Raw genomic sequence first — 25,678 nt, 5'->3', positions numbered from 1 at the left:
TTGTTCAAAAAAACTAAAGATATGCAAATAAAAACTTATTGTATATTAAACAATATTTTTCGGAAATCATAAAAAAATAAAATGCTGAACAGTTCTCCGCCCAGCATTTTAACCCAAAATTAAAAGAACTTCACTAACTAAAATACACCTTTTCGATGTGTAAAGAAGACCATATTTTGCTATCAACTTAAAAAGTTTAGGAACACACAGTTAATAAATCAATAAGGTTTAATATGGTCTTTTTAAACTTACTAAATGAAAAACTCTATTAGGGCAAAATTCATAAATTTAAGTGCAACAAACAATACGTAGAAATACTGCTTTTTCATCCCGAAAAACACTTCTTTTCGAGGAATACAGCCGGATGCGAAGGTATTTGCCGTAAAAAACTACGGCTGATTCAGCTCTTCTATGGAAAGTAACTGATGGCGTAAGGCGAATAAAATAACGCCGATGAAGTTTTTTGAATTTGTTTTTTCCATGATACGCTTACGGTGCGTTTCCACGGTCCGGACATTGATGTGCAGCTGGTCGGCAATTTCAATACTGCTCAGCTCTTTGCAGGCCATGCGGATAACATCCATTTCCCTGTCGGAAATAGAGATCGAAGATGCTGCCACCTTTAGTTTGTTATTCTTTTCCCAAAGGATCGCTTCTCTTAAAACCACGCCCAGTTCCTGCCCGAAATAAAATTCCTTTTCATGAATGCTTTTAATGGCATTCTCCAATTGCTCCGGATCGGAATTTTTGGTAAAAAAACCGTGCGCGCCCAGTTCCATTACTTTATGGATACTCTCTTTAGTCGTTAGCTGGGAAACGATCAGTACTTTCATGTCCGGATAATGTGTCCGTACATACTCACACGTTTCAAAGCCGTCCATTTCCGGCATCTGAATATCCAGTAACAGCAAATCAATAGGATTGTTTTGCAGCTGTTCCAGCAAATCATTCCCGTTTTGGGCTTCCAGAACAACTTTGGTGTTTTTAAACGAACCGATTAAAAGAGCAAGACTCTTTCTAAAAAGTTTGTGATCGTCAACTATTCCTACTCTAAGCACTTTTCTTTCTTTAATAAAATGGTGAAACTATTTCCTTTTTCGACAGTATCCTGTACAAACTCCGCTCCTATAATTTTGAGCCTTGAGTTGATATTTTTTACTCCGGTTCCTTTTGAAGTTGCCAAAAGCCCGGCAAAGTTAAACGGAATCCCGTTATCCACGATCATAATTTTAAAATTTGTATCGGTAAAACCAAGTATTACTGTCGCTTCCGATACTGCACCGTATTTAATCATGTTCGTGGTAAGCTCCTGAACGATACGGAATAACTCATACGCCACAGCGGCAGACAAGGTAACTTCTTCCGTTTCGCTTTCTACCCTGAAAGCAATTTCCGTTTTCCTGGACAGTCCGTCCAGATAATCTTTTAAAGCCGTAACCAGACCAAATGTTTCCAATAACGGCGGCATCAGATTATACGACACCTTACGGGTATTTTCCAAAGCCATCTCCACACCCATCCTGATTTCATCAAAAATCTCATGATTCTCGGCACTGGTATCTTTCTTTTTTAATATGGTCAGATAATTACGAATAGAATTCAGATCGCCGGAAACACTGTCGTGCAGGTCGGCCGCAATTCGCCTTCTTTCGTTCTTTTCGGTTTCCAGTGAGGTTTTAAGCAAAAGCTCTGTCTCTTTCCGTTTCATCTTGGAGAAATGATTCTGGTAATACAATACCAGTGATAACAATCCAAAAGCCAGAAACAGCATTCCCAATGTTCCCAACCAGAAAACGATTCTTATTTCTTCTGCTCCTTCCATATCCCTATCATTAAAAATATATTTTTGATAATGTTCAAAATGATATTAAACACCCAAAAATCCTCGAAAATTACTTCAGGACTTTCATAGATTAAATCACCCATCAAAAATAGAAATAAGGTACCGGAAAAATAGAATATAAAGCCAGATATAAAGTAAAAAAGTGGAAAATTCCACAAGTACTGTTCGGTCAGGTTTAAGAAGACATCTTTAAACCACAGAATAACAAAAGTATAGACAAAAATGGCTTCAATGAGCGATAAATAGGAATCTGTCTTTAAATTATTCCAATCGTTCCAAACATAGAGCAATCCGATAAAGGTTAGCAGGAAAACGGCACCGAAAAAGTAAAATAAAAAGCGGTAACGGTTTTTAAAAACGTTGAAGAAGAAATAAAACAACGCCATAAACTCAAGCAACAGGTACGTCCGGAACCAGACATCGGAATTGAGTTTAAAGATGAGTGTACAAATGAGTTCGTATACACTGGATATCAGAATGAGCCAAACGTAAGGCTCCAGGTATAAGGTTTGTATCGACAGCCTCTTTTTCTGTTTCCGTATCAAAAACAAAACAATAGGAATAAATCCTATAAAGAGTGATATCAGCGCTATTAAATATACTGGTCTCAAATTGTACTGTATTGGGGGTCTGAAAATTACGCAAATATATAAAAACTTAAACCTGTTGATTTCACCAACAGGTTTAAATTTCATTTTTAGCAAATAATGCTCATTAATCCTGGAAAAGCGGACTCATGATATCGCACATATCCGGGCATTTGATTCCTCTGTCCAGTAGTTTTCCCTGTACCATGTCTCTTCCTTCACAATCGACACCTACCACTACTATATTCGGACTGTTTTCTTCTTCATTAAATCCGTTATAGATCCGAATCCCTTCACACCCTTCCTGATCAAGTATAGCCTGCAAGTGAGTAGCGCCTACAGCAAAAGCTTTTACTCCTTTCGGGTTATTTGCACGGAAAGCCTTTACATACGTTACTCCTAAACCTAAACTAATCTCTTCGCCTGAATTTTTACTAAATTCCATGTTTATAATATTAAAATTTGAAGCGAAATTAGGGAGAGTAGCTATCACTGAAAATACCATTAAATACGTAATTTATTACGTATAAATACGCATTCACACAGGTTGCCGACCCTGTTTTCCGCAAAAGAGGCAGAAAACAAGGCAACGAAGATGTAGAAAAGAAAGGCAATAGTACGTATTTATCCTTAAGAAAATACCGGTATTTTTACCTGATTACACCTTGCAAATTCAAAAGCAGGAAGCCGGATTAATTCCATATTTATTAGTATTTTTACAGTCACAAATGAAATGAAGATGAATTTGAACCAATTCCCCGACAGCCCCTTTAAAATCAAGGTTTCCTTTCACAAAGTACTGGAAACACTGGAAAATATTGCCCAGTCGGATGAGGCTGATTACCGTTCAAATTATGCAAAGGCCCTATTAAAAGAAGCCGATAAGCTTCCGGAATTACGGGAAGGCATCACAACCTACCGGCAGATTGAAAAACAGGAGAAGCTGATTCACAATTTACTGGCCGATTTGTTCCCCACTGCTTTAACCAACAATGAAATTAAAGCGGTGACCATTCCTTTCCAGAATATCACTTTCAATTATACCGAACGTTTTAAAAAAATACTCAGCGAAGCCGGTAAAGACTTTGACATGACCATTCGTGATTTTGATCAGCATCAGTTTTATGTCATGAACTGCTGTTTGATCCTGAACTCCTTTTATGGCCGGGATTTCGACTTTAGCCGCCCGCTTTTTTACGACATTCCGGATAAAAACGGAATTATCAGACATTACCGCATTATGTATAATGCCGATTTTATGGAAATCATTCCTACTGAAAAATCGGTAAAACTATCGGAAGAAGACATTGACCAGCTTATTGACAATTTTGACAATTTTGAACTCTGGAAAGAAAAATTCCCGCAGGAAAGCTGGATATTAAAAGGCTTCGGGATAGTCATCCTGTTTGATGCCACTATTGAAAATTCGGTTTCCAACTTAAAAAGCAATCTGTTACGACCGGACAAAAGCAACCTGAATCACGATAACAGTATTGAAACCATCTTTCGCTCGATTTATAAAATCGCCGATTTAAGAATAGGCTTTACCCCGTTTAACAGTGAGGAACAAAAATTTGAGCAGGTTCCCACCAAGAAGCTCAACAGCCTGATCCTTTCCGACAAGCTGGATTATGATTGCCAGAACGCGCTTTGCGAATGCTCGTTTGAAACCTTAATCAGTGAAAAGAAATACTTCACGATATCCAACGTTTCCAAATTTGTAGCCGCGGCCAAAGACAAAACACTGGGCAATCATTTACTGGCACAAAATATCCAAAGCTGTATCCTGGCGCCGGTGGTAAAAGATGACCGGATTTTAGGAATTATCGAACTGGCGTCCTCAATGCCGGGCAAACTGAACAGTTTAAATGCAAACAAGCTGGAACTGATCATGCCGTATATTATTGACACTCTGGACCGCTATAATTCGGAATGGCAAAACCATATTGAAGCAGTTATTCAAAAAGAATATACCGCCATCCACCCGAGCGTATACTGGAAATTCAAAAAAGAAGCCGAAAATTACCTGATCGACAACAGTCAGCAGAAAGAATATATCTTTAAGGAAATCGTTTTTAAAAATGTCTATCCGCTTTACGGCCAGATCGACATTAAAGGCTCTTCCGATGCCCGTAACAAAACCGTACAGGAAGATCTGAGAAATCAGCTCGAAACGATTTTAAACATTTTTGAAATGATGAAGTCCAATATCAATTTAATGATACTGGAACAACGGAAATTTGAAATGGAAACCTTATTACAGGAATTGGCAATTTCGCTAAAAGCCGATACGGAACAGCAGATCCAGAGCTATATCCAGAACGAAATCCATCCGATCCTGAAAAATGCCAGAGCCAACAATACCGAAACCCGGAGTATCGACAGCTATTTTGAAAAACTGGATCCGAAAACCGGAACGTTTTATGAAGCCCGTAAAAAATTCGACCTGGCCCTGTCGCTGACCAATAAAAAAATGGCTTCCATACTGGATGCCAAACAAATTGAAGCGCAGGCTATTTTCCCGCACTATTACGAACGTTTTAAAACAGATGGTGTAGAACACAACCTGTATATTGGTGCCAGTATTGCGCCGCAGTTAAACTTTGACCTGATGTTTCTCCAAAACCTGCGCCTATGGCAATTACAGGCCTTATGCGAAATGGAAATGGAACACGATCACCTCAAGCTGTCACTGCCGTTTCAGCTGGAAGTAACTTCGTTAATTTTAGTTTTCAGCTCCCCTATTTCCATTCGTTTCCGTATGGACGAAAAGCGTTTTGATATAGACGGCACTTACAATGCCCGCTATGAAGTGGTTAAAAAACGGATCGACAAAGCGAATATTAAAGGAAAAACGGAACGCATTACGGAACAGGGCAAAATAACGATCGTATATTCCCATCTTTATGAAGAAACCGAATATAAAAAATACATTCAGTTCCTTCAGTTTAAAGGTATTCTGGAAGAAACCGTAGAAAGTTTCGATGTGGAAAGCCTGCAGGGAGTATCCGGTTTAAAGGCACTGCGTGTTAAAGTGAACAACAAGCCGTATAAAGGCACTCCAAAAACGTATAGCTATCAGGAATTACTGGACGAACTTAAATAATTCAGACGCCCAGCGAACGGAAAGCAAGAACAAACACGATTACCGAGAAAATAATTCCGATCATGAAAATGGTATAGGTAATACGCAGTAATTTGTATTTTCTATCCAGTACCAATCCCAGGTAATACAAGTCTTTTATCATCGAATTGTACAAATAATCCCGGTCTTTCATCATGACATTCATGGCCCAGATGTACTCGTCAATCGGCATTTTATAAAAATTCCCGAAAAACAGTAAGTTCACTTTTTTATCTTCAATATCCTTACGGGTAAAAGTCCCGCTGGTCACTTTGGGACGTGTGGACAAAATGGCAAAAATGATCGACAGTACGCTGAACACGATCATCGTAAACGTTGGTATGATCAAATGCGCATTGCTCGGGCTGTCCAGTTTGGGCACCAGAGTGGAAAGAGCAACCGAGATAATGATTGCATTTACCGATAGCAGTATATTCGCTTTACTGTCGGCAATATCGCTAAGGCGGGTGTGATTGTTCAGTGTTACGCGAAACATTGTATCGATGCCGCGTTCCGGCCGTTCCAGTTTTTCCAGCTTTTTTTTCTTGATACTGGATTTGGAATCCGCTTTTTCTTCGGTCAGTTTCTGGATGATCCGCTGACAGGCAATAATGTTGCTTTCCTTTTTAGGCTGCCAGTGTTCTTTTGCATAATCCGTATAATAACGATGGCTCTGCACCATCATTTTCCGGTTGCCCATCGCCCATTCCAGATCGGTAAAAACCCTGTTTTCGGTCAGTTTCCATTCTTCCCGAAGCAAATCGCTCAATTCCAGATAATTGTCGGCAGCAAAATGATAATAATCGGCATCTTTAATGATTTTCTGTACCAGATTTTCCGGTTCATTATCTATTTTGGTAACCCGGATAATCGCTTTTACCGCTTCAATATAAGCATCGTCCTTACCGTGTTCTTTCAGAAATTTCCCGGCAATGCCGGTTCCGCATTCTTCATGTTCATTACATCCCTTCACATAGCCTGTATCGTGAAACCATGCGGCTATGATTATTTGCTCCGCTGTACCGGCGTCAACTTTTTCATTATCAATTAATTGCTTTGCAGCAGCTACCACCCGTAATGTATGATTAAAATTATGGTAAGTATATGAAATAGAAAGTTTATCTTTGAGTAGGGCGAAAACAAAATTTTCCGCCTGTTCTGTAATATTCATAAGCTAATTTTTACACCTCTAAATTATGAAATTGTTTTGGTTAAGCATTTATAAGAAACGAAATAATACGTTAGTTAAGTATATCCTGCTCCTATTATTATTTCAGTCATGCGCTACTCACACAATTCAAACCGGTAAAAACATTACCCATCCGGTTCGTCCCGAAACAACGGAAACCGGGGACATTGCCCATACCCTTTTTCTGGTGGGCGATGCCGGAAATGCCGATGAAGAAAGCGGAAAACAAACGCTCCTTTCTTTAAACGGACAGCTGCAAAAAACCGATAAAAATACTACCTTACTCTTTTTAGGCGACAATATCTATCCGTACGGATTCCCCGATTCTCAGGATGCGGCGGCGCAGGAACTGGCAAAACTAAAACTGGACAACCAGCTGAAACTTTCCGGAAGCTTTGCCGGAAAAACGGTTTTTATTCCCGGAAACCACGATTGGTACAGCGGTGTAAAAGGACTGGAAAGACAGGAAAAATATGTTGCCGATTACCTTAACGACAAAAAGGGCTTTCTTCCCCGAAAAGGCTGCCCGATTGACAACCTGAAAATCAACGACCAGGTTACGGTAATTGCGGTTGACAGCGAATGGTACCTGGAAAACTGGGACGAGCACCCAACCATTAACGACAACTGTACCATTAAAACCCGTGAGGATTTTTTTGAAGAACTGGAAAGCCTTTTAAACAAGAACCAGGATAAAACGGTAGTACTGGCCATCCACCATCCGTTAATGAGCAACGGTTCCCATGGCGGTCAGTTTTCCTTGCGAAAAGAACTCTATCCGCTTGAAAAAGACATCCCGCTTCCTTTTGTTGGTTCGCTGATTAACCTGATCCGGAAAACTTCCGGAATCAGTCCGCAGGACATTCAAAACAAGCAATATACCGCCTTAACCAAACGGATCAAAGCGTTAATTCAGGGACAGGACAATGTACTGGTCGTTTCCGGACACGACCACAACCTGCAGTATATTGAAAATGACAATATCAAACAGATCATCAGTGGTGCCGGTTCTAAAAATGAAGCGGCACGTGCCATTTTCCCGAATGATTTCTCTTATGGCGGCAACGGTTTTGCCAAACTGGATTTTCATAAAAACGGAAGTGCGGTGCTGACTTTCTTCGACAAACAGAATACGGTTTTATACCAGCAAAATATCATTACCCCAAAACCGGAAGCGAAAACAGCTGCCTATCCGGCAACCTTTCCTCCGTTTACAAAAGCAGCCATCTATTCTGAAAAAATGACATCTAAAAGCGGGTTTTACAGCTTTTTATGGGGAAAACACTACCGTGAATACTACAGCCTTCCGATCACTGCCCGAAATGCTACCCTGGATACTTTATATGGCGGATTAACCCCGGTGAGAGCCGGCGGCGGACACCAGTCGAAATCATTGCGTTTAAAAGATAAGGACGGAAAAGAGTTTGTAATGCGAGCCTTAAAAAAGAGTGCTTCCCGTTTTTTACAGGCAGTCGCTTTTAAGGACCAGTTTGTTCAGAATGATTTTGAAGATACTTTTGCCGAAACGTTTTTACTGGATTTCTATACCTCTTCACATCCTTATATTCCGTTTATGGTGGGCAATCTTGCCAGACCTGTCGGCGTCAGCTATACCAATCCGAAGCTGTTTTATATACCGAAACAACAAAGCCTGGGTCGTTTCAACGACAATTTTGGAGATGAGCTCTATATGGTGGAAGAACGTCCGAGCGACGGACATACGGATCTGGAAAGCTTCGGAAAATCGGATGCTATTGTGAGCACCGATGATGTTTTAAAGAATCTGAAAAAAGACGAGAAATATAAAATCAACGAAAAGGAATATATAAAAGCCCGTTTGTTTGATATGCTTATCGGCGACTGGGACCGCCACAGCGACCAGTGGCGATGGGCCGAAAACAAGGAAGGAAATTCGGTTGTTTACCGTCCGATCCCGCGTGACCGCGACCAGGCATTCGGCAAATATGACGGTGCGGTGCTATCGCCTTTAATGCGCATTCCGGCTTTACGCCACATGCAGGGTTACAGCGAAGACATCAGAAGCGTTAAATGGTTCAATATGGAACCTTACCCGATGGATCTTGCTTTTGTGGTTAATGCCACCGAAAAGGACTGGATCGAACAGGCGCGTTACATCAGTGCGCATTTAACGGATCAGGATATCGATACCGCTTTTTCCAATTTGCCGCAGGAAGTTCAGGATGCCGCGATTGACGAGATCAAGCAAAAATTAAAAGTAAGACGGACACATCTGGAAAAATATGCCTCCGAATATTACAAAGTACTGCACAAAACCGTTCTGGTAGTGGGTACCGATAAAAAAGACAAATTCCTTATTGACAGGAGCAAAGACGGTGAGATAACCATCATTACGTCGCGCATGAAGAAAGACGGCGAAGAAGTGACAAACACCAAAACCTACACTCCGGACGAAACCAAAGAGATATGGGTTTACGGTCTGGACGACGACGATATTTTCGAGGTGAAAGGCAGCGGTAAATCAACTATTAAGCTTCGTTTGTTGGGCGGTCAGAATCACGATACCTACCAGATTGAAAACGGTAAAAAGGTTATTGTTTACGATTTCAAATCAAAAGAGAACACTTATACGGTAGACAAAAAGACCCGAAAGTTTCTAACAGATGATTACGAGATCAATACCTACGATTACAAAAAGCCGAAATACAGTGCTTTCAACAGCCTGCCTACAATTGGCTACAACCCCGATGACGGGCTTAAATTAGGCATGGTGGGTTCCTATACCGTTAACGGATTCAACAGGGCTCCGTTTTCGAGTATGCACGGTTTTAAAGCGAATTATTACTTTGCCACACACGGTTTTGAGCTAACATATAATGCGGTGGTAACCAAAGTTATCCGGGACTGGCAGTTTGAACTGGAAGCCCGTTTTACGAGCCCGAATTTTGCGATCAACCATTTTGGTTACGGTAACGAAACGGTTAATAACGATGAGGCATTGGGAATGGATTACAACCGTGTGCGTATCCAGTCCTATAAAGCGGCACCGGCATTGCGAAAAATAGGCAGAAACGGCAGCGATATTAAGATTGAAGCGACTTTTGAAAACATTGAGGTGGAAGATACTCAAAACCGTTACATTAATATTCCGGGTGTCATTAATCCGAAAGTATTCGAAAACCTGCAATTTGGCGGCCTGAACGTTAGCTATAGTTTTGAGAATTACGACAATCCTTCGAACCCGACAATGGGAATGGGATTCTCTGTTTTGGGAAGCTGGAAGATGAACCTTTCCGAAACGAACCGGAACTTCCCTTCTATTGAAAGCAAGATCAATTTTAACCATAAAATCGATACCAAAGGCAAGCTGGTGCTGGCAACTATCCTGAAAGGAAAGTTCCTGCTGAATGACAATTATGAGTTTTACCAGGGAGCGACCATTGGCGGCGACCATGACATCAGAGGATTCCGGAACGAACGTTTCTTAGGGAAACAGGCTTTTTACCAAAGTTCCGATTTGCGCCTGAGCGTGGGTAAAATCCGAAAAAGCATTATCCCGATGACCTATGGTATCATTGGCGGTTTTGACTACGGCCGTGTCTGGCTGGACGGACAAAATTCGGACAAATGGCACAATTCCTACGGTGGCGGTATCTGGATTAACGGATTAAACGTGATTACCGCCCGGGTAACCTATTTCAGAAGTAATGAAGACGGCCGGATTGCGTTTGGTTTAGGGTTTGGTTTTTAAGGACGCTAACGAAACCTCATAAACATTCCCTCCGTTTTTCTTTACTCTTTCGTCCGCTATTAAAAGCGTATGATCATCCTTAAAGGTGATGGCTTCTTTTTGTGACATATGATTCAACTCCAAACGGGTCATTGTTCCATTAAAAAAGGCATCACCTTTAAAATTTTCAAACAGCCATACTTTTGTATGACTCAGCAAGGTTACTTTTTTACCATCCGGGCTGATTGCCGCACTGGTTATCGCACAATGGTTAAAAATATCACAGGTCTTAAAAGTTCCTAAGCGTTTTGCGGCATGTTTCCCTGGTTTGTTCGGTACGCGGTATAAAAAGGTTGTCCCGTCAAATCCTTTGCTCCTGTTTTTGGTAAACAGGTAAAAGTTATCCTTAAAAATAAAGAAGCCTTCCACGTCATAAAACCGTTCCGTTTTTTTAGGCGGGAATTCTTTTTGTTCCGGATAGAAAAAAAAGACCTGCTCAGAGGCATTGACAGCAGTATTCGCTAAATCGCCGGCATTGACCTTAAAAATTGCCAGATCCTGGCGGATATTATCGTTGTTTCCAAAATCACCAATATACATATTTCCGTCCGCGTCGGTCGTTAAATCTTCCCAGTCGGTATTTTTAACATTCTGCACAACCAGCGTATGATCGACCTTCCCTTCCGGATCCAGTCGGTACAATTCATTTTTATTGCCGCTGTCCTCTATAACCCACAGGTGTTTCCCGGAATGGGATGTGGTGATTCCTGAAACTTCTTTTAATTTTTTAGGCAATGGGAACAAAACGGGTAATTCTTTCCGGTCATTACAACAAAAAAGAACCGACAGACTTAAAATAAAAAAGGAGATTTTTATCGTTTTCATGGCTATACTACTACGGTTAATCGTTATTAAACGGCTATGGTATATCAAAGATACTATAAAAAACCCTTTTTAACAGGTTTGCTTACGCTTATAGAAACAAACCTTCTTTATCCTGAACTTTTAAAAGTAAAAGGGCGTTATGCCATTTTTTTGCGACAAAAGCAGCGCGAAAAAAACAATAAAAAAGCTAAACACCTTAATTATAGCGATTTACTTATTAAATAAACAATAATAAAAACCAGATTACTCTCAACTTTCAAAAGTAAATCTTAAAAAACACTCAACTATAAATAATTAAAATCAAGATTTAATATATTAATCATAAAAACAAACACTATTCTGTTTTTTTATAAAAAACCATTGCCGTTAATAAAAATAAACCCTTTACTTTGTGGTATAATTAGTAACTAACACTAATAGAGTATTTTATGACACAAAATTACTTAACCGGTAGCAGGCTGTATGCGCTGCTGCCCCTGCTTCTTTGTGCCTATACGGTTCAGTCCCAGGACCTCAGCTGGGAAAAATCGTATGGTGGCAAACATGCCGAGTTTTTAGCCCATGTCGTGCCCACACCCGACTATGGTTTCTTACTCGCAGGAAGCTCTCTTTCCGACAAGAACGGAAACAAGCAAACACCATCCGGTGGCAATTTCGATTACTGGCTCTGGAAAATGGACGAACACGGCAGTCCCGACTGGCAAAAAAGCTTTGGCGGCAGCGGACTGGATTTTCTGCAAAGTGCCCGGATCACGGCCGATGGCGGTTTTATCCTGGCCGGTGTGTCTAACTCACCGAAAGGCGGCGATAAAAAAGAAGATTCCCGCGGTCAGGACGACTACTGGATCATCAAGCTCGATGCCAAAGGCAATGAGCAATGGCAGCGCACCATTGGCGGCAGCGGTCAGGAACAGCTGGCCTGCATCAGCCCCACTAAGGACGGCGGGTATATCGTTGGCGGATCTTCTTCCTCAGGAAAATCCGGTGACAAAACCGAAGCTGGTCAAGGGAATCTGGATTACTGGATCGTGAAGCTGAATGCTTCCGGAACGATCGAATGGCAAAAGACCTACGGCGGCCATTATATGGACCAGCTGAAAACGGTGGAACAAACCAAAGACGGCGGCTATATCCTGGGCGGCTATTCCAATTCTCCGGCCTCGGGCGACAAGCAGAGCGACAACCTTGGTACCGGGGATTACTGGATCATCAAAACCGACAAAGCCGGTGCCATCGAATGGCAGCGCACCTTGGGCGGTGATGGCGATGACAACCTGAGTGCGCTGATACAAAGCCGAAACGGCGGCTATGTGCTGGGCGGTAGTTCCAATTCGAATCCTTCAAACGACAAGAGCCGGGCGAATACCAAAGGCACCGATTTCTGGATCGTCCGTCTGGATGACAACGGACAAACACTCTGGCAGGAAACCTACAACTACGGAGCGGTAGATTTGCTGACCTCGATAGTGGAAAATGAAGACGGTACGCTGCTCCTTGGCGGTTATGCCCGGACAGAAGTATCGGACGGAAAGAAAGACAAAAAAGACATCAACGATTATATTGCTTTAAAGATCAATGCCAAAGGCGAAGAGCTCTGGAGCAAGACCGTGGGCAGTGATGGCGAAGACATCCTGAACGGACTGATTGAAACCCGCGACGGCGGTTACCTGCTGGCCGGAACCTCCAAAGGCAAACCCTCCCGCGATAAAAGCAGCGGACATGGCGGGAATGATTTCTGGGTGGTAAAACTCAAAGACCGCTATAAAAAAGAAGTAGAGAAACCGGTTATTGAAGCCTTACCGAATCCGGCACAAAACTTTACCAATATTGTGGTGGGCTATGAATTTCAAAGCGGTACTGCTTCGGTATTTGACCTGTCCGGGAGACAGCTTCAACAATACAACATTGATAGCCGGACTGTTCCTGTAGATTTAAGCCGCTATCCCGAAGGGATTTATATCGTAGAGATCCGTACCAATCTGCAAACGGATTCTGTTAAGGTTATTAAAGGGATTAACCCTGTTAAAAATTAGTCATTACCATGAAAAATATAGTATTCTCCTTATTATTCCTGATGCTTTCAGCAGCTGTTGCGGCACAGGATGGTTCCGGAAAACCACAGGTTCCGGAAATTACGCTTCCATCACCGGAAGCCTATGCGCTGACCAAATACGGCGACATTCCGATCAATGAATTTACCGGGATGGTTAGTGCCAATATTCCTTTATACACCTTAAAATCCGGAAAAATAAGTGTACCGGTCAGCCTGAATTATTCAGGAGCTGGTGTTAAAGTGAACCAGACGGCAACCTGGACCGGGATTAACTGGACCTTAAGTGCCGGCGGGGTGATTACCCGTACCATTAACGATGCCCCGGATGAAAAAGAAACCATACAGGGACGTTTATCGGCTGCAATGATACAATCCATGAATATCGTATATGGAAGTGCCGATACCGAAACCTTAAACAAAATGTGTTTTGAGTTCCGTAAAGAATGGGATTTTAAACCGGATATGTTTAATTTTTCCTTTCCCGGTTATTCCGGATCGTTCTATCTGGATGAAAACTTTATACCGCGTGTTTCCAAACTGGACAGCAATATCAAAGTAGAAATCGTTGGACCGGAAGCCGATTTAAAAACCCGTTTCCGTAACCATGCCGCTTTTTGCATTACGACTGCCGATGGGGTGAAATACTATTTTGGCGGCGATGGTGCTACCGAAAATTCTTTTACCGGAACCCATAAAGAAAATCCGAATGCCCCAACAGGCTTCTATCTTACCCAGATTGTCCATCCGGACAATGGTGTGGTTTATTTTGACTATACCACGAGCGTAACAGGAAAAACGGTGACGTTGTCCCGTACCGAAACCGTGAGTAAGATCACCTACGAAGAAGATGCCCTGGGCTGTACCGCACCGGCAGTAAATACTTCGCTGGTAGCCGGGATTACACAAAATACGGTTTTTAACGGAAAAACCCTTTCGAAAATACGGGCCGGAAACAACTATACCGAAGTCGTGTTTAATGTTGCTAACGGTTCGACCGGGCAATATGCCAACATCCTGAACAGTATAGAGGTAAAAGAAGGAACTACCCTGTTGCACAAAGTAAACCTGACGTACCTTTTCCCGAAAGCGCCTACTACTTCCCACCGTTTTTTCCTGACCAAAGTAGAATTTAACAAGGACAAGAACTACGGTACCGGAAGAAAATACGAACAGTACACACTGGAATACAATGACCCGACAGCACTTCCGGATCGTTTGAGCTATGCTCAGGATTTAGCCGGTTATTACAACGGGGTAAATTCCAACACGATGGTACTACCTAAAAACAATGATGATAACTGGAAGTATTATTCTTCGGCTTTAGCCGACAGGAATTCTTCTTTTGGCTATGCCCAGAAAGGATCGCTGAAAAAAATCACCTACCCTACCGGCGGTTATACGGAGTTTGAATATGAGCCCCGATATGCCAAGGAATACGAAAAGCAAATCATTTCGATGAATATCTGGCGAAATGATCCGGGACGTACGCCCAAATCCAAAACAACGGCTTCGAACAGTATCTTAGGAAATTCAATTGTTAATCCCGACGGTTCCTTCGGATTTTCCGGCGCTTTTATAGACGAACAGATTAAAGTGGACATTACACTGACGGCCAATGCCCAGATGGGGCATACCGACCGTACCTATATAAAACTGACCGACAATACCACCAATACTTCCGAAACGAAATTTGTTGTCATGCCCGACGGCAGCCAGGAAATAGGAACCGGTAATTTTAGTTACAGTACCTCATTAACATTCCCGATCCTTAAAGGCCATGTGTACAAGCTGGAATTGTATAACACCTATGTGTCGCTGGTAAAGTTTGATGCCTCGGCAGCTTTTAGCTATACTTCCAATTTCAAACAGATCGAAGATGGCGGTATTCGTGTAAAACGTGCTGTTGATTATACGGCAGCTACGCAAAATGCATTTGTAAAACGTTTTTATTATATGCCGGCAAAGGATCTGTCTAAAGATATTTTTGAGCTGATCCCGTTTAAAACCAATTACCTGGATGCGGTTACCAATCACGTTGTTCTGAAATGTTGCAGCGGTACCGGAGCAATATTGTTCCCTAAAGAAGTAAATTTCAGCACTTTTGCATCCAGCATGCCCAATCTGGATGTATTTGACCAGAAATATGAATATGTGACCATCAGTTACGGAGGCGATAATTTTGAACTGGGCGGAAAAGAAAAACACTTCCACAACCAGGACATGAGCAGCCAGCAGGATATCAATCCTTTCTACAACAGTCCTTTCCAGCAGGAAAGAAGTACCTATAAAGGAAACCTGGAATCGGTATACAACGGAACGCTGTTAGGAGAAGCGGAGCTGATAAAGCGCAAAGACGTTTTGTATAAAACCAATGAACAGTCGTTTACCTATCGTTATGACAATGTGTATACTTATGGCGGTACGACCGGCGGACTGGCTTTTGCCGTTTGTGAGAACCGCCTGAAAACCGTTCAGAACCTGGATATCGGTATTTACAACCTGTATTCCCGAAAAGCAGAATTGATTAAAAAAGAAAGTAAAAACTTTATTGAACCAATTCCGATTACTACCGGAGGCGTTAACGAAGCCAATTATAAAACCGTGGCTTCCACACAGGAATACCAGTACAGTTTGCTGCCGGGATTACCACTGGCCGTAAAAACAGCTACCAGTGACGATACGGTGTTTACAGAAGTACGCAATGTTTATGCCGACCAGCCGAACCTGCTAACCGGATTAACGGCAGCACAGATCAGTGCCTGTAATAAATTGGTAGCACTAAATAAAGTGAGTACGCCGGTACAGGTAAAAACCTTCCGCTATGCCGACAACAATGCCCTTCCTGTTTTAATGGGAACCCAACGCACGCTGTTTAAAAGCTGGAACAACAACCCGAACCTGATCCTGCCGGAGATTATCCAGGCATCAAAAGGAAGCGAAGCGCTGGTGGATCGTGTGGTTATCGAAGAATATGATACGCATGCCAACATGACCCTTGCGGCTATGGTAAACGGACCGAAAACCAAATATACCTACAATCAGCTGGATCAGGTTATGATCAAGATTGAAAACTATATTGCTCCGTCATCCGGCGGCGGCGATACGTTTCCGGAACCGGATCCGGCGGCTCCCTGCACGCTGCATCAGACCTATCCGGAATCGGTGATTTCCTGGTACCAGTATGACCCGGTTACGCATCTGGTCACTCAGTCCATCAATAATAACTGCCGTAAAACGACTTACGAATATGATGCCCTGCTGCGCCTGAAACGCATCAAGGATCACGACGGCAATGTTATAGAAGAGTATGATACCAATTATGTAACCAATTAATACGATAACACCATGAAAAAACTGGCAATACTATTGCTTTGTGCACCGTTATGGGTTATTGCACAAACCACCACACAGAATTACACGAAAAAAACCGTTTACCGGGAAGCCAATGGCAGCCGTCCGGCAAGTACGGTAACCTATTATGACGGACTGGGTCGCCCGGTACAGCAGGTAGCGAACAAGCAATCGGCTACCGGCAAGGATATCATCACCCATATCGAATATGACATGGGGCGCCAGCTAAAGGATTACCTTCCGTATGCAGCTACCACGGTCGATATGAGCTACCAGAACAATGCCCAGCAGGCTACACTCAACTATTCCCAGTATACCGGGCAATATCCGTTTAGCGAAAAACTGCTGGAAGCCGCACCATCGGCACGGCCTTTACGACAGGGTGCTCCGGGAGCCGACTGGCAGCTTGCCCCAAATGAAGAGGTCGATCACAGCGTTAAAATGGAATACCAGACCAATACCGGCAGTGAGGTAAAATACTATGCCGCAGCGACCACCTGGGATGCCGCACAGGGATTATATGTCCCGCAGCTGCAGAACAAAGGCTATTATAAAGCGAGTCAGCTGTATAAAAACGTCAGCAAAAATGAAAACTGGACCTCCGGTAAAGACAATACCGTGGAAGTGTTTAATGACAAACAGGGAAAACTGATCCTGAAAAGGCTTTATAATGACGAGGTGGCACACGATACCTACTATGTCTATGACGAATACGGCAACCTGACCTATGTAATCCCGCCATTGGCAGCCAATCCGGAAACCCAGCTGAACGATTTGTGCTACCAGTACAAATATGATTCCCGCAACCGGATGGCCGAAAAGAAACTACCCGGCAAACAATGGGAGTTTATGGTTTATGACAAACTGGACCGTGTGGTCGCTTCCGGCCCTGCGCTGACACCGTTTGGCGGTACGCAGACCGGATGGATCGTATCCAAATATGACGGACTGGGACGTGTGGTCTATACCGGATGGCTGGCTACTTCCGATACACGAAGTGCTTTACAATCCCAGCGCAATGCGGCCAATACCAATTTTTCGGAAAAAAGAGCTACCGCTACTACGGTGGACGGCATAAGCATCGGCTATACCAATGTGGCCTTCCCGACCAGCGGCATGAAACTGCTTTCGGTATTGTATTATGACGATTATGCCTATCCGAATGCGCCAACTGTACCGTCGCAGGTGGAAGGACAAAACATTACCACAGCCGTAAAGGGACTGGCTACCGGAGGCTGGACGCGTGTACAGACGAATGCTTCCGAAACCTTCAGCGAACAGGGCTATACGTTCTATGACCTGAAATCCAGACCGGTTCGTACCTATACCACCAATTACTTAGGCGGGTATACGCAAACCGATACCAAACTGGATTTTATGGGGAAAACGCTGTATACCAAAACCTATCACAAGCGCAGCAGCAGTGCCACATTGCTAACGCTTACCGATAGCTTTACCTATACCGAGCAGGACCTTTTGCTGTTGCACAAACAGCAGATCAATGGTGGTGCCGAACAACTGTTAGCTAAAAATACGTATGACGAATTGGGCAAACTGATCTCCAAAAACGTGGGTGGTTTGGATCCAACCGGTACCTTCGGTTATCAAAAAGTAGACTACCGTTACAACATCCGCGGCTGGCTGATGGACATTAACAATACCGCTGCCATAGATAGTCCCCGTTTACAAATGGAAGAAACCGACCTGTTTGGGTTTAAGATCAACTATAATGAAGTAACTGAAAGTCAGAATGGCGGCGTTACCAAAACAACAAGCAGCATGAGCGGTAAAGTAAAACCTTTATATAACGGGAATATAGCCGAAACCTTCTGGAAAACCAAAAGCGACTATATCCTGCGCAAATATGGCTATCAGTATGATAATCTGAACCGTCTGAACACTGCTTTCTACCAGAAACCGGAAACCCAGAATCCTACTCCTGGTTCCTATAACGAAACGGTAAGTTATGATAAAAACGGAAATATTACAGCTTTACAACGTACCGGAAACCTTGACAACCCAGTTTTTGCTATTGATATTGACAACCTGAGTTATTACTATAATGGCAACAAACTGATGCGGGTAAATGATGCGACCAACAACCCGGAAGGCTTTACCGATAACGGTTACGGGAATACTTATGACGATTATGCTTATGATGCAAACGGCAATATGATTAAGGATGAGAACAAAAAGATCACGAATATTGTGTACAATCATCTGAACCTGCCGGTGGAAATAACCTTTTCCGGCGGGAATAAAATTAATTATCTTTACAATGCTGATGGTGTAAAAGTACATAAGATCATTACCGAAGGTGCGTCGGTTAAAACAATCGATTATTTAGGCGGATTTCAGTATGTGAGCAATAAATTAGTTTTTTTTCCACATACCGAAGGCTATGTAAAGGTAACTGACGATGTTTATTTTAATTATGTTTTTCATTTTACCGATCATTTAGGAAACATCCGTACCAGCTGGACTCTTAATGAAAAAACAGGTGAATTGCAGATCATGGAAGAAAACCATTATTATCCTTTTGGATTAAAACATAAGGCATATAATACAGAGCAATATACCTATACGATGCCAATGGATGGCACACCGGGATATAATGTACCTGAACTGGCACAGGAAGGAAGTAGAAATCCGAATCCGTTTAAATATAAATACAACGGGAAAGAATTACAAGATGAGTTAGGCCTTAATATGTACGATTATGGTGCTCGAAATTATGACCCTGCAATTGGAAGATGGATGAATATCGATCCATTAGCAGAAAATTCAAGGCGCTTTTCTACTTATGTATATGCTTTAAACAATCCAATGTTCTTTATAGACCCGGATGGTATGCAGGCAATTAGTACCTCCAATATTTATGATGATCGTATACAGATGACTACAGCTATAAATAATGATAAAAATATAGAGCAAGAAGATGGAGTTATATATAAAGGTGGGCATTGGTCTGATGATATTAGAGAGGCTAATAGTGATAAAGAAAATGATACCGATCCTAAAAAAAATATTAAAAGTCTATCTAAAAATGGGGATAAAGTTTTAAATAATGTAACCAAGAAAACTATTTTAGGTAAAATTTGGTCAACAATTCAAGGTCAAAGAGAATGGGCTGATCCTGAAACTGGACTTACATATATGGTGGACGATGAAGGAAAAGTTACCATACCACAACCAATTGGTGGTTTGGGTGTTTTAGAATTTACTGGCGGTGGCGGAGCTTTTAAAGTAACACAAATAGGTGGATTTTATATTAGAGCAAAAACTTTCTTTTCTGGTGGAATTTATACTAAAACTGTTCAAAGTTTAGCCAGTTTAGAAGAAGGTACAAGTATGATTAAATTATTAAAGTCCTTTGAAGCCGAAGCTAAAACAGCAGGTGCAAAAGAAATAGTCATTAAAGGAGTAGATATAGTTGAAAAAAGATTAATAAATAATATAAATTTTGTAAAAAAATTAGGCTATAATATTGAAAAAACTACTGAAACGTCAATAAAAATATCAAAAAAACTTTAAAAAATTATGTTTAGTATATCAGCAATAAAAGGAAAATTTAATCGAAGTAAAATAAATTTTAAGGATACGTATTTATATGATGAAAAGCCATTTTCAAATATTGAAACTTTAAAACAGTTTCAAATAAATGAAAAATGCATTATATATTATAAAAAAAATAATACCTATAGTTGGTATTTAACAAATATAAGATTCATTATACCAAATGAAGGAAGATTTGTTAATCTAACAGATTTAAAAAAAGTAGATTTTGTAAATATAAAAGAAAACCCAAATTTAAAAATGGAAAACAAAGAATTAACCTTATTAACTAGAGATGAAAAGTTTACTTTTTTTGTTGAAGAGAATAGTTGGCATTTATTTTATAATATATTTAAATTTATAATTGAACACAATCACTAAAAAAACATGAATTTTAAAAGATTAAAATATTCCTCAATTATTAAGAAAGGATGAACTAATCTCCATCCTTTTTAATAAACAATGCTCTTCAAATCCTGTGTAGAAGATTATGAAAACAGTATTTTAAAATTTTTCCCGCATGCAGAGGGTTATGTAAATGCCGTTTACGGATTTGGGGATTATTTTTACAATTATGTGTTTCATTATACCGATCATCTGGGGAATATACGCCTGTCCTATACGGAGAATAGTTTTACCGGAGAGGCCACCATTATGGAAGAGAATCATTATTACCCGTTTGGTTTAAAGCATAAGGCCTATAATACACAAGGCTATACTTTTGTATTGCCTATGGATGGAACTCCGGGTTATAACGTACCGCAATTGATGCAGGAAGATGAAATGAATCCTAATCCGTATAAATACAAATATAACGGAAAGGAATTGCAGGAGGAATTGGGATTGAATCTGTATGATTATGGGGCGCGTAATTATGATGCGGCTATCGGAAGATGGATGAATATTGATCCATTGGCAGAGAAATCCAGACGTTTTTCGCCTTATGTATATGCTTTAAACAATCCGATGTTCTTTATTGATCCGGATGGGATGCAGGCGATTAGTACTTCTAATATTTATGATGACCGTATACAGATGACGACGGCGGTAAATAATGAAAAATATGTTGGCCGAGATGATGGAGTTATGTATAAAAGCGGACATTGGTCTGATAATGTGAGAACACAGAAATCTACTGATTCTCCTCCGGACGATATTACTGTAAATTCGAAGGGAATAGTTACTAATGTTGTAAAAAATAATAAACCAAATAGATTCTTTGATGAAACTGGGAAACAATTATTCTTTAATGACCCTGAGAATGATTTTTCAGAAATAGATAGTTGGTCGGTTGGTGATCAACTATATAATCCTATTTCAAGTGAAGAGTTAGCAAATGCAGCTTCAGAAGCGGGGTTAGACCCTCTAATATTAAGAGCTCAAGGAAAATTAGGAAAGGCATGGTTAACAGCTGCTGCAATGTCAAGGGGTAGTGCTGATTTTACAATGTCCTATTTAGTTCCTAATTTTTTTACTGAGGGAGAAAAATCATATTTAGAAACAGGAACTTTAAGAACGAGTTATAATTCTTATATGCATTTTTTCAGGTTTGGAGACTCCAAAAGTATTTATAATCTATATGATGCAGGTAATTTTATGTGGGGCAATTGGATGGGTATGAATGGTTTTAATTATGGATCTATAAAATTTGGTTCACAAACAAACGAATTAGGTAAAGATAGTCCTGAAGACCAAAGGGCTATTAAAAATGGATTTAATTTTAATAAATTTTAACATGAAAAAAAGTGTAATTCTTTCTTTATTTTTCTTTGTAATTGCCATATTGCTTTACTTTTTACAGGTATTTTGTTATCAAGATTATTATAGGAAATATTTTACTATCATTAATTTTTTAATATTTTACCCTGCACTATTACTATCGGTCTTTTTTTCATTAAAGAGTATCCTTTTTTTAATACAAGAAAGAACAAAAAATAGATTTATTTTTTTGACACTCAGCTTTCCTGGCCTTATTTTTTTTCTTTTTTTCATTTGTCAAATGATAAAAGTGATATTGTAATTAGATGGCTCTGAATGAGTTTTATTGCAGGTCAATAAATTTTGGATCAAATACTAATGAAGCACTCAGAGGTTTTGATTCGAAAGAAGACCAAAGAGCAATTAAAAATGGATACTATTTTAAAAAATGAAAAAAATAATTTTGTTAGTGATAATATTCTTCTTTGTGTCTTGTAAAAATGAAAATCAGGAGATTATCCAATATGATAAACAAGGAAAAATGATTTCAAAAGGTTATATGAATGATGATGAAGAATCATTAGATTCAATATTGTATTTCAATGATGGTATGATGAACTCAAAAATGGTTTTTAGTAAGGAAAATAAATTATCTTTTTATACTAAATTTTATAATGAGAATGGATTAGAATCCGAAGGAAATACTATTAATAAGGTAAAGGATGGGAGATGGAAATATTATGATTCTAAAAATAGATTACGAAAAACAGTAGAGTATAAGAATATATGTAATGAAGAATTTGCAAATCAGGAGTTTAATTATGATGAAAAAGGAAGATTAATTGCTGAAAAAAGCACTTATTATACTCATAAATTTAAAGATCCTAAGTTTGAATTAAATAAAGTAAATGAACTAACGGTTAATTATGTTCCTTTTATAAAAAAAGGAACTACTTCCTTATTAGTTTTTTCGCCTGAATTTGATTCAAGTTTTTGCAATATCAATGCCGTTAAAAAAGATAGTGTAAGTACAACTACTCATTTGACGTTTAAAATTGATGTCAGTTTTGGAGATAAAGGCAAGAATAATTTCAGAGGTTATATTTTAGAATACTATTATAAAGAAACTTCTGAGAATGTTTTTACAAGAAGAGAGAAAAAGACTTTTATCAATATTCCGGTTGTTGTTGAATAATTATTAAACAAACAGTATTAAGAAGAACGTTATAGTACTAAAAACGGATGGATATTGTCCATTCGTTTTAATACACAAATACTATTTATAGAATGTAGACTCTCTGACGAGATCTTCAGGTATTTTAAAGTTTCCCCCCACCCACATGCTGACGGTTCTGTAAAAGGTGATCGGTAATATTTATTTTAATAATGCTTATCGTTACTACAGTTATGTCCTGTAAATATGAGTTTATTAAAAGATATCAAACAGAAAATGGAAATGCTGTTTGTAAAATCCGGAAACCAAAAAAAGATACAAAATGAGAATTTTAACGATAATATTAATTTTATTTTTAGTTGGTTGCAATTCAATCAAAAATATTGAACTGCAAAATAGTCCGGCAGGAACCTATATTTTAAGAAGTGATAAGTTATATCAGGCATTATCGGATAATAATTATTCACAACTCGAATTAAATCCTGATGGCACATTCAAATTGTTTAAAGCAGAAATAACATTTAGCCCCGTAGTAGAACAATGTGAAATAGCATCCAAAGGCAGATGGACTGTTTTGTCTAATGATCTTCTTGAATTAAACAGTGAAGACAAGAATCTGAAACAAAAGGGCTTTGAGTATGATTTAAAGAAAGAAAACAAATTTTCACAGGATAGTCTATATATTCAGGTAAACTTTCCTTCTGATTATCATCCTGTCAGGCTCAACTTTCATTTTAACAACAATAACAGTAAATCTGTCAAAACGGACAAAACATTTATGGCTATACCTAAGTCAATGCATTTATGGGATAGAAAAATCACTGCTAATCTGATCCGTTTTAGTATGGATGCCGATGTTTCAGGAACTGCACTTTACAGAGGAAGAATATTGTTTTCAATTTTTGAAGAGTATATAGATACTGAAAAATATAACTGTTTGACGATTACATTACCATATTTTGACAGATGCTTTTTGGAATTTGAACCATATCAAGAATTAATTTATATTAAAGACAAGAATAAACTACAATGGAAAGGTCAAGTTTGGGAAAGGAAAATTAAATGATCTCCTAATGTTATATTCTGTATTTTACCTAAATAGCTATTAAGATGAAAAAAATAATATGTCTTTTTGTTTGTTGTCAATTTTTCTCATGTGAAAAAATAGACTGTGAAAAATTATCACATATAAAAAAAGATTATGAGTGTCTTTTAATCGTTAAAAATCTTGTTGATAGTACTTCTGTATATAATTTTGAAGTTGAAGGAAAAAGTTTAAAAACCAATAAAGATACGCTGTATAAGCAAGAAAACAGATGGTTTTGTACTTACTATAAATATCTTGATAAAGGAGACACAATTATAAAAAAGAAGGGAGAATTAGTATTTTATATACATAAAAAAGACACAATACTATCTTTTAATTGGGAATGTGACAGTAAAATTTATAAATAAATTTATGAGAAAGCTATTCGTTATAACGATTTTATTGGTATCAGTGTTAACATCATGCAATTTTAGTGCTAATGTTAAAAATGATAATGAATTACAAGACAAGCAAGATGCTGAATCCGTTGCCGGATTATTGTATCTCTATACTTCCAGAAAAGAATATAAATCAGTTCTCAATCTTATGAGTACTGATTTTTATAAAGTTGCCTCAAAAGATCAATTTTTAGAATTCTTAAACGCCAAAGAGAAAAAATTAGGTGAATACAAAGATTTAACGCTTTTGGATTGGAAAACGACAAGTCTTAAAGGTACAGATTCCAAAACAGAATATTTGCTAACTTATAAGGTTGTTTATTCCAATTATACTGCTGAGGAAAAAATTTCTATGATAAAAGAAAACAATAAAGTAAAAATTTCAGGATATAATGTTAATTCAGAAGGCTTTATAAAATAATTGAACTTGTAAAATTTGTTCATAATTATACCGTATGATAAACAAGGAAAAAGAATTTTAAACTTTAAATAAAAAAACATGGAATTATCGTTAACACTTTTTAAGCATTTAAAAATGCTGATAATTTTGATTTTTACTTCGGTAGTCTTTTTGGGTTTAGCGCTTTACTTTTATGATGATTTTTCCAATAAAACTTTAGTTTACTTGCTTATCCTTTTTTTTGTGCTTTTTATGTTACCTGTATTGTATTTACATTACAATTATTATGAAAACAGTAAAGGCGTTACTTATGAAATAGAGAAATCAGGATTAATAATAAAGAAAAACAATATCAAAAGAGAGATTAAGATTGATAGTATAAATGAAATTGTGTTTTTTATGACTGCAAATAGACTCCAAAAAAGTGGCTATAGTCAATTTGCATTTGAGAATTACCATTATGCAAAAATCATATTGAAAGACGATGAGCAAATCATAATAACTTGTTTGTTTTCTGATAAGATTGAAGCAATCCTTGAATCGAATTTTAAAGCCATTAAAATCACAAAGATTAAAACGTTTTATCCAGTAATTTAACATCAGAAACAATAATAACGACACTATG

Annotated in this window: 19 protein-coding genes; 13 read left to right on the top strand and 6 right to left on the bottom strand. The window is 39.1% G+C overall.

What is annotated here, in order from left to right; all coding sequences use genetic code 11:
- Positions 1–389: 389 nt before the first annotated feature.
- From B3394_RS11185 to B3394_RS11170, 4 genes are all read right to left on the bottom strand, one after another.
- A complete protein-coding gene (locus tag B3394_RS11185; RefSeq protein ID WP_177733546.1) occupies positions 390–1,058 on the bottom strand; it encodes a response regulator transcription factor in 669 nt (222 codons plus the stop codon).
- On the bottom strand, positions 1,046–1,822 hold the full coding sequence (locus B3394_RS11180) for a sensor histidine kinase (RefSeq protein ID WP_177733544.1): 777 nt from the start codon (positions 1,820–1,822) through the stop codon (positions 1,046–1,048). Before B3394_RS11180 ends, B3394_RS11185 begins: the two co-directional genes overlap by 13 nt.
- On the bottom strand, positions 1,801–2,454 hold the full coding sequence (locus tag B3394_RS11175; protein WP_286920823.1) for a hypothetical protein: 654 nt from the start codon (positions 2,452–2,454) through the stop codon (positions 1,801–1,803). The genes B3394_RS11180 and B3394_RS11175 overlap by 22 nt, the downstream gene beginning before the upstream one ends.
- 103 nt (positions 2,455–2,557) lie before the next feature.
- On the bottom strand, positions 2,558–2,875 hold the full coding sequence (locus tag B3394_RS11170; protein ID WP_177733543.1) for a hypothetical protein: 318 nt from the start codon (positions 2,873–2,875) through the stop codon (positions 2,558–2,560).
- Between the two features lie 294 nt (positions 2,876–3,169).
- Here B3394_RS11170 and B3394_RS11165 point away from each other — a divergent pair, with 294 nt between their 5' ends.
- Positions 3,170–5,536, top strand: coding sequence for a GAF domain-containing protein (locus B3394_RS11165; protein ID WP_286920794.1), 2,367 nt, complete (start codon positions 3,170–3,172; stop codon positions 5,534–5,536).
- Between the two features lies 1 nt (position 5,537).
- On the opposite strand, the gene B3394_RS11160 is transcribed toward B3394_RS11165, so the two are convergent.
- Positions 5,538–6,725: a Pycsar system effector family protein gene (locus B3394_RS11160; protein WP_286920791.1), complete on the bottom strand. Its 1,188-nt coding sequence runs from the start codon at positions 6,723–6,725 to the stop codon at positions 5,538–5,540.
- Positions 6,726–6,750: 25 nt separating this feature from the next.
- Between B3394_RS11160 and B3394_RS11155 the strand changes: the two genes are divergently transcribed.
- Complete coding sequence (locus B3394_RS11155; RefSeq protein ID WP_286920784.1) at positions 6,751–10,473, top strand: metallophosphoesterase; 3,723 nt, start codon at positions 6,751–6,753, stop codon at positions 10,471–10,473.
- On the opposite strand, the gene B3394_RS11150 is transcribed toward B3394_RS11155, so the two are convergent.
- Positions 10,456–11,337, bottom strand: a complete 882-nt coding sequence (locus B3394_RS11150; protein WP_273243523.1) for a hypothetical protein — start codon at positions 11,335–11,337, stop codon at positions 10,456–10,458. The genes B3394_RS11155 and B3394_RS11150 overlap by 18 nt on opposite strands.
- Positions 11,338–11,373: 36 nt before the next feature.
- Between B3394_RS11150 and B3394_RS11145 the strand changes: the two genes are divergently transcribed.
- From B3394_RS11145 to B3394_RS11095, 11 genes are all read left to right on the top strand, one after another.
- On the top strand, positions 11,374–11,562 hold the full coding sequence (locus tag B3394_RS11145; protein ID WP_286920783.1) for a hypothetical protein: 189 nt from the start codon (positions 11,374–11,376) through the stop codon (positions 11,560–11,562).
- A 203-nt stretch (positions 11,563–11,765) separates the two neighbouring features.
- Positions 11,766–13,370: a T9SS type A sorting domain-containing protein gene (locus tag B3394_RS11140; RefSeq protein ID WP_286920781.1), complete on the top strand. Its 1,605-nt coding sequence runs from the start codon at positions 11,766–11,768 to the stop codon at positions 13,368–13,370.
- An 8-nt stretch (positions 13,371–13,378) separates the two neighbouring features.
- Positions 13,379–16,723 (top strand): hypothetical protein, encoded by a 3,345-nt coding sequence (locus B3394_RS11135; protein WP_286920780.1) that lies wholly within the window; start codon positions 13,379–13,381, stop codon positions 16,721–16,723.
- 12 nt (positions 16,724–16,735) lie between these two features.
- Positions 16,736–20,275 (top strand): DUF6443 domain-containing protein, encoded by a 3,540-nt coding sequence (locus tag B3394_RS11130; RefSeq protein ID WP_286920752.1) that lies wholly within the window; start codon positions 16,736–16,738, stop codon positions 20,273–20,275.
- Positions 20,276–20,281: 6 nt separating this feature from the next.
- Positions 20,282–20,677, top strand: a complete 396-nt coding sequence (locus B3394_RS11125) for a hypothetical protein (RefSeq protein WP_286920749.1) — start codon at positions 20,282–20,284, stop codon at positions 20,675–20,677.
- A gap of 81 nt (positions 20,678–20,758) precedes the next feature.
- Positions 20,759–22,030, top strand: coding sequence for an RHS repeat domain-containing protein (locus B3394_RS11120; RefSeq protein WP_286920741.1), 1,272 nt, complete (start codon positions 20,759–20,761; stop codon positions 22,028–22,030).
- Positions 22,031–22,442: 412 nt separating this feature from the next.
- Positions 22,443–23,189 (top strand): hypothetical protein, encoded by a 747-nt coding sequence (locus B3394_RS11115; RefSeq protein ID WP_286920740.1) that lies wholly within the window; start codon positions 22,443–22,445, stop codon positions 23,187–23,189.
- A 301-nt stretch (positions 23,190–23,490) separates the two neighbouring features.
- Positions 23,491–24,234 carry a hypothetical protein gene (locus B3394_RS11110; protein WP_286920709.1) on the top strand — a complete coding sequence of 248 codons (744 nt, stop codon included), beginning with the start codon at positions 23,491–23,493 and terminating at the stop codon, positions 24,232–24,234.
- A 44-nt stretch (positions 24,235–24,278) separates the two neighbouring features.
- Positions 24,279–24,623: a hypothetical protein gene (locus B3394_RS11105; protein ID WP_286920708.1), complete on the top strand. Its 345-nt coding sequence runs from the start codon at positions 24,279–24,281 to the stop codon at positions 24,621–24,623.
- Between the two features lie 4 nt (positions 24,624–24,627).
- Positions 24,628–25,074, top strand: a complete 447-nt coding sequence (locus B3394_RS11100; protein ID WP_286920699.1) for a hypothetical protein — start codon at positions 24,628–24,630, stop codon at positions 25,072–25,074.
- A 78-nt stretch (positions 25,075–25,152) separates the two neighbouring features.
- The gene (locus B3394_RS11095) at positions 25,153–25,650 is read left to right on the top strand and encodes a hypothetical protein (RefSeq protein WP_286920673.1); all 498 of its coding nucleotides are present in this window, start codon (positions 25,153–25,155) and stop codon (positions 25,648–25,650) included.
- Positions 25,651–25,678 lie beyond the last annotated feature (28 nt).

It is taken from the genome of Flavobacterium sp. UBA4197, assembly GCF_002379575.1.
Lineage (GTDB): Bacteria > Bacteroidota > Bacteroidia > Flavobacteriales > Flavobacteriaceae > Flavobacterium > Flavobacterium inviolabile.
The sequence above is the reverse complement of the archived record's forward strand: the minus strand, read 5'-3'. Positions and strand labels throughout refer to the sequence as shown.

Coding starts and splice junctions, on each gene's coding strand:
- B3394_RS11125 (WP_286920749.1), top strand. CDS start 20,282: ATGTTTAGTATATCAGCAATAAAAGGAAAATTTAATCGAAGTAAAATA.
- B3394_RS11145 (WP_286920783.1), top strand. CDS start 11,374: ATGGTATATCAAAGATACTATAAAAAACCCTTTTTAACAGGTTTGCTT.
- B3394_RS11150 (WP_273243523.1), bottom strand. CDS start 11,337: ATGAAAACGATAAAAATCTCCTTTTTTATTTTAAGTCTGTCGGTTCTT.
- B3394_RS11105 (WP_286920708.1), top strand. CDS start 24,279: ATGAAAAAAATAATATGTCTTTTTGTTTGTTGTCAATTTTTCTCATGT.
- B3394_RS11180 (WP_177733544.1), bottom strand. CDS start 1,822: ATGGAAGGAGCAGAAGAAATAAGAATCGTTTTCTGGTTGGGAACATTG.
- B3394_RS11130 (WP_286920752.1), top strand. CDS start 16,736: ATGAAAAAACTGGCAATACTATTGCTTTGTGCACCGTTATGGGTTATT.
- B3394_RS11155 (WP_286920784.1), top strand. CDS start 6,751: ATGAAATTGTTTTGGTTAAGCATTTATAAGAAACGAAATAATACGTTA.
- B3394_RS11140 (WP_286920781.1), top strand. CDS start 11,766: ATGACACAAAATTACTTAACCGGTAGCAGGCTGTATGCGCTGCTGCCC.
- B3394_RS11115 (WP_286920740.1), top strand. CDS start 22,443: ATGAAAAAAATAATTTTGTTAGTGATAATATTCTTCTTTGTGTCTTGT.
- B3394_RS11100 (WP_286920699.1), top strand. CDS start 24,628: ATGAGAAAGCTATTCGTTATAACGATTTTATTGGTATCAGTGTTAACA.
- B3394_RS11170 (WP_177733543.1), bottom strand. CDS start 2,875: ATGGAATTTAGTAAAAATTCAGGCGAAGAGATTAGTTTAGGTTTAGGA.
- B3394_RS11135 (WP_286920780.1), top strand. CDS start 13,379: ATGAAAAATATAGTATTCTCCTTATTATTCCTGATGCTTTCAGCAGCT.
- B3394_RS11110 (WP_286920709.1), top strand. CDS start 23,491: ATGAGAATTTTAACGATAATATTAATTTTATTTTTAGTTGGTTGCAAT.
- B3394_RS11120 (WP_286920741.1), top strand. CDS start 20,759: ATGCTCTTCAAATCCTGTGTAGAAGATTATGAAAACAGTATTTTAAAA.
- B3394_RS11165 (WP_286920794.1), top strand. CDS start 3,170: ATGAATTTGAACCAATTCCCCGACAGCCCCTTTAAAATCAAGGTTTCC.
- B3394_RS11095 (WP_286920673.1), top strand. CDS start 25,153: ATGGAATTATCGTTAACACTTTTTAAGCATTTAAAAATGCTGATAATT.
- B3394_RS11160 (WP_286920791.1), bottom strand. CDS start 6,725: ATGAATATTACAGAACAGGCGGAAAATTTTGTTTTCGCCCTACTCAAA.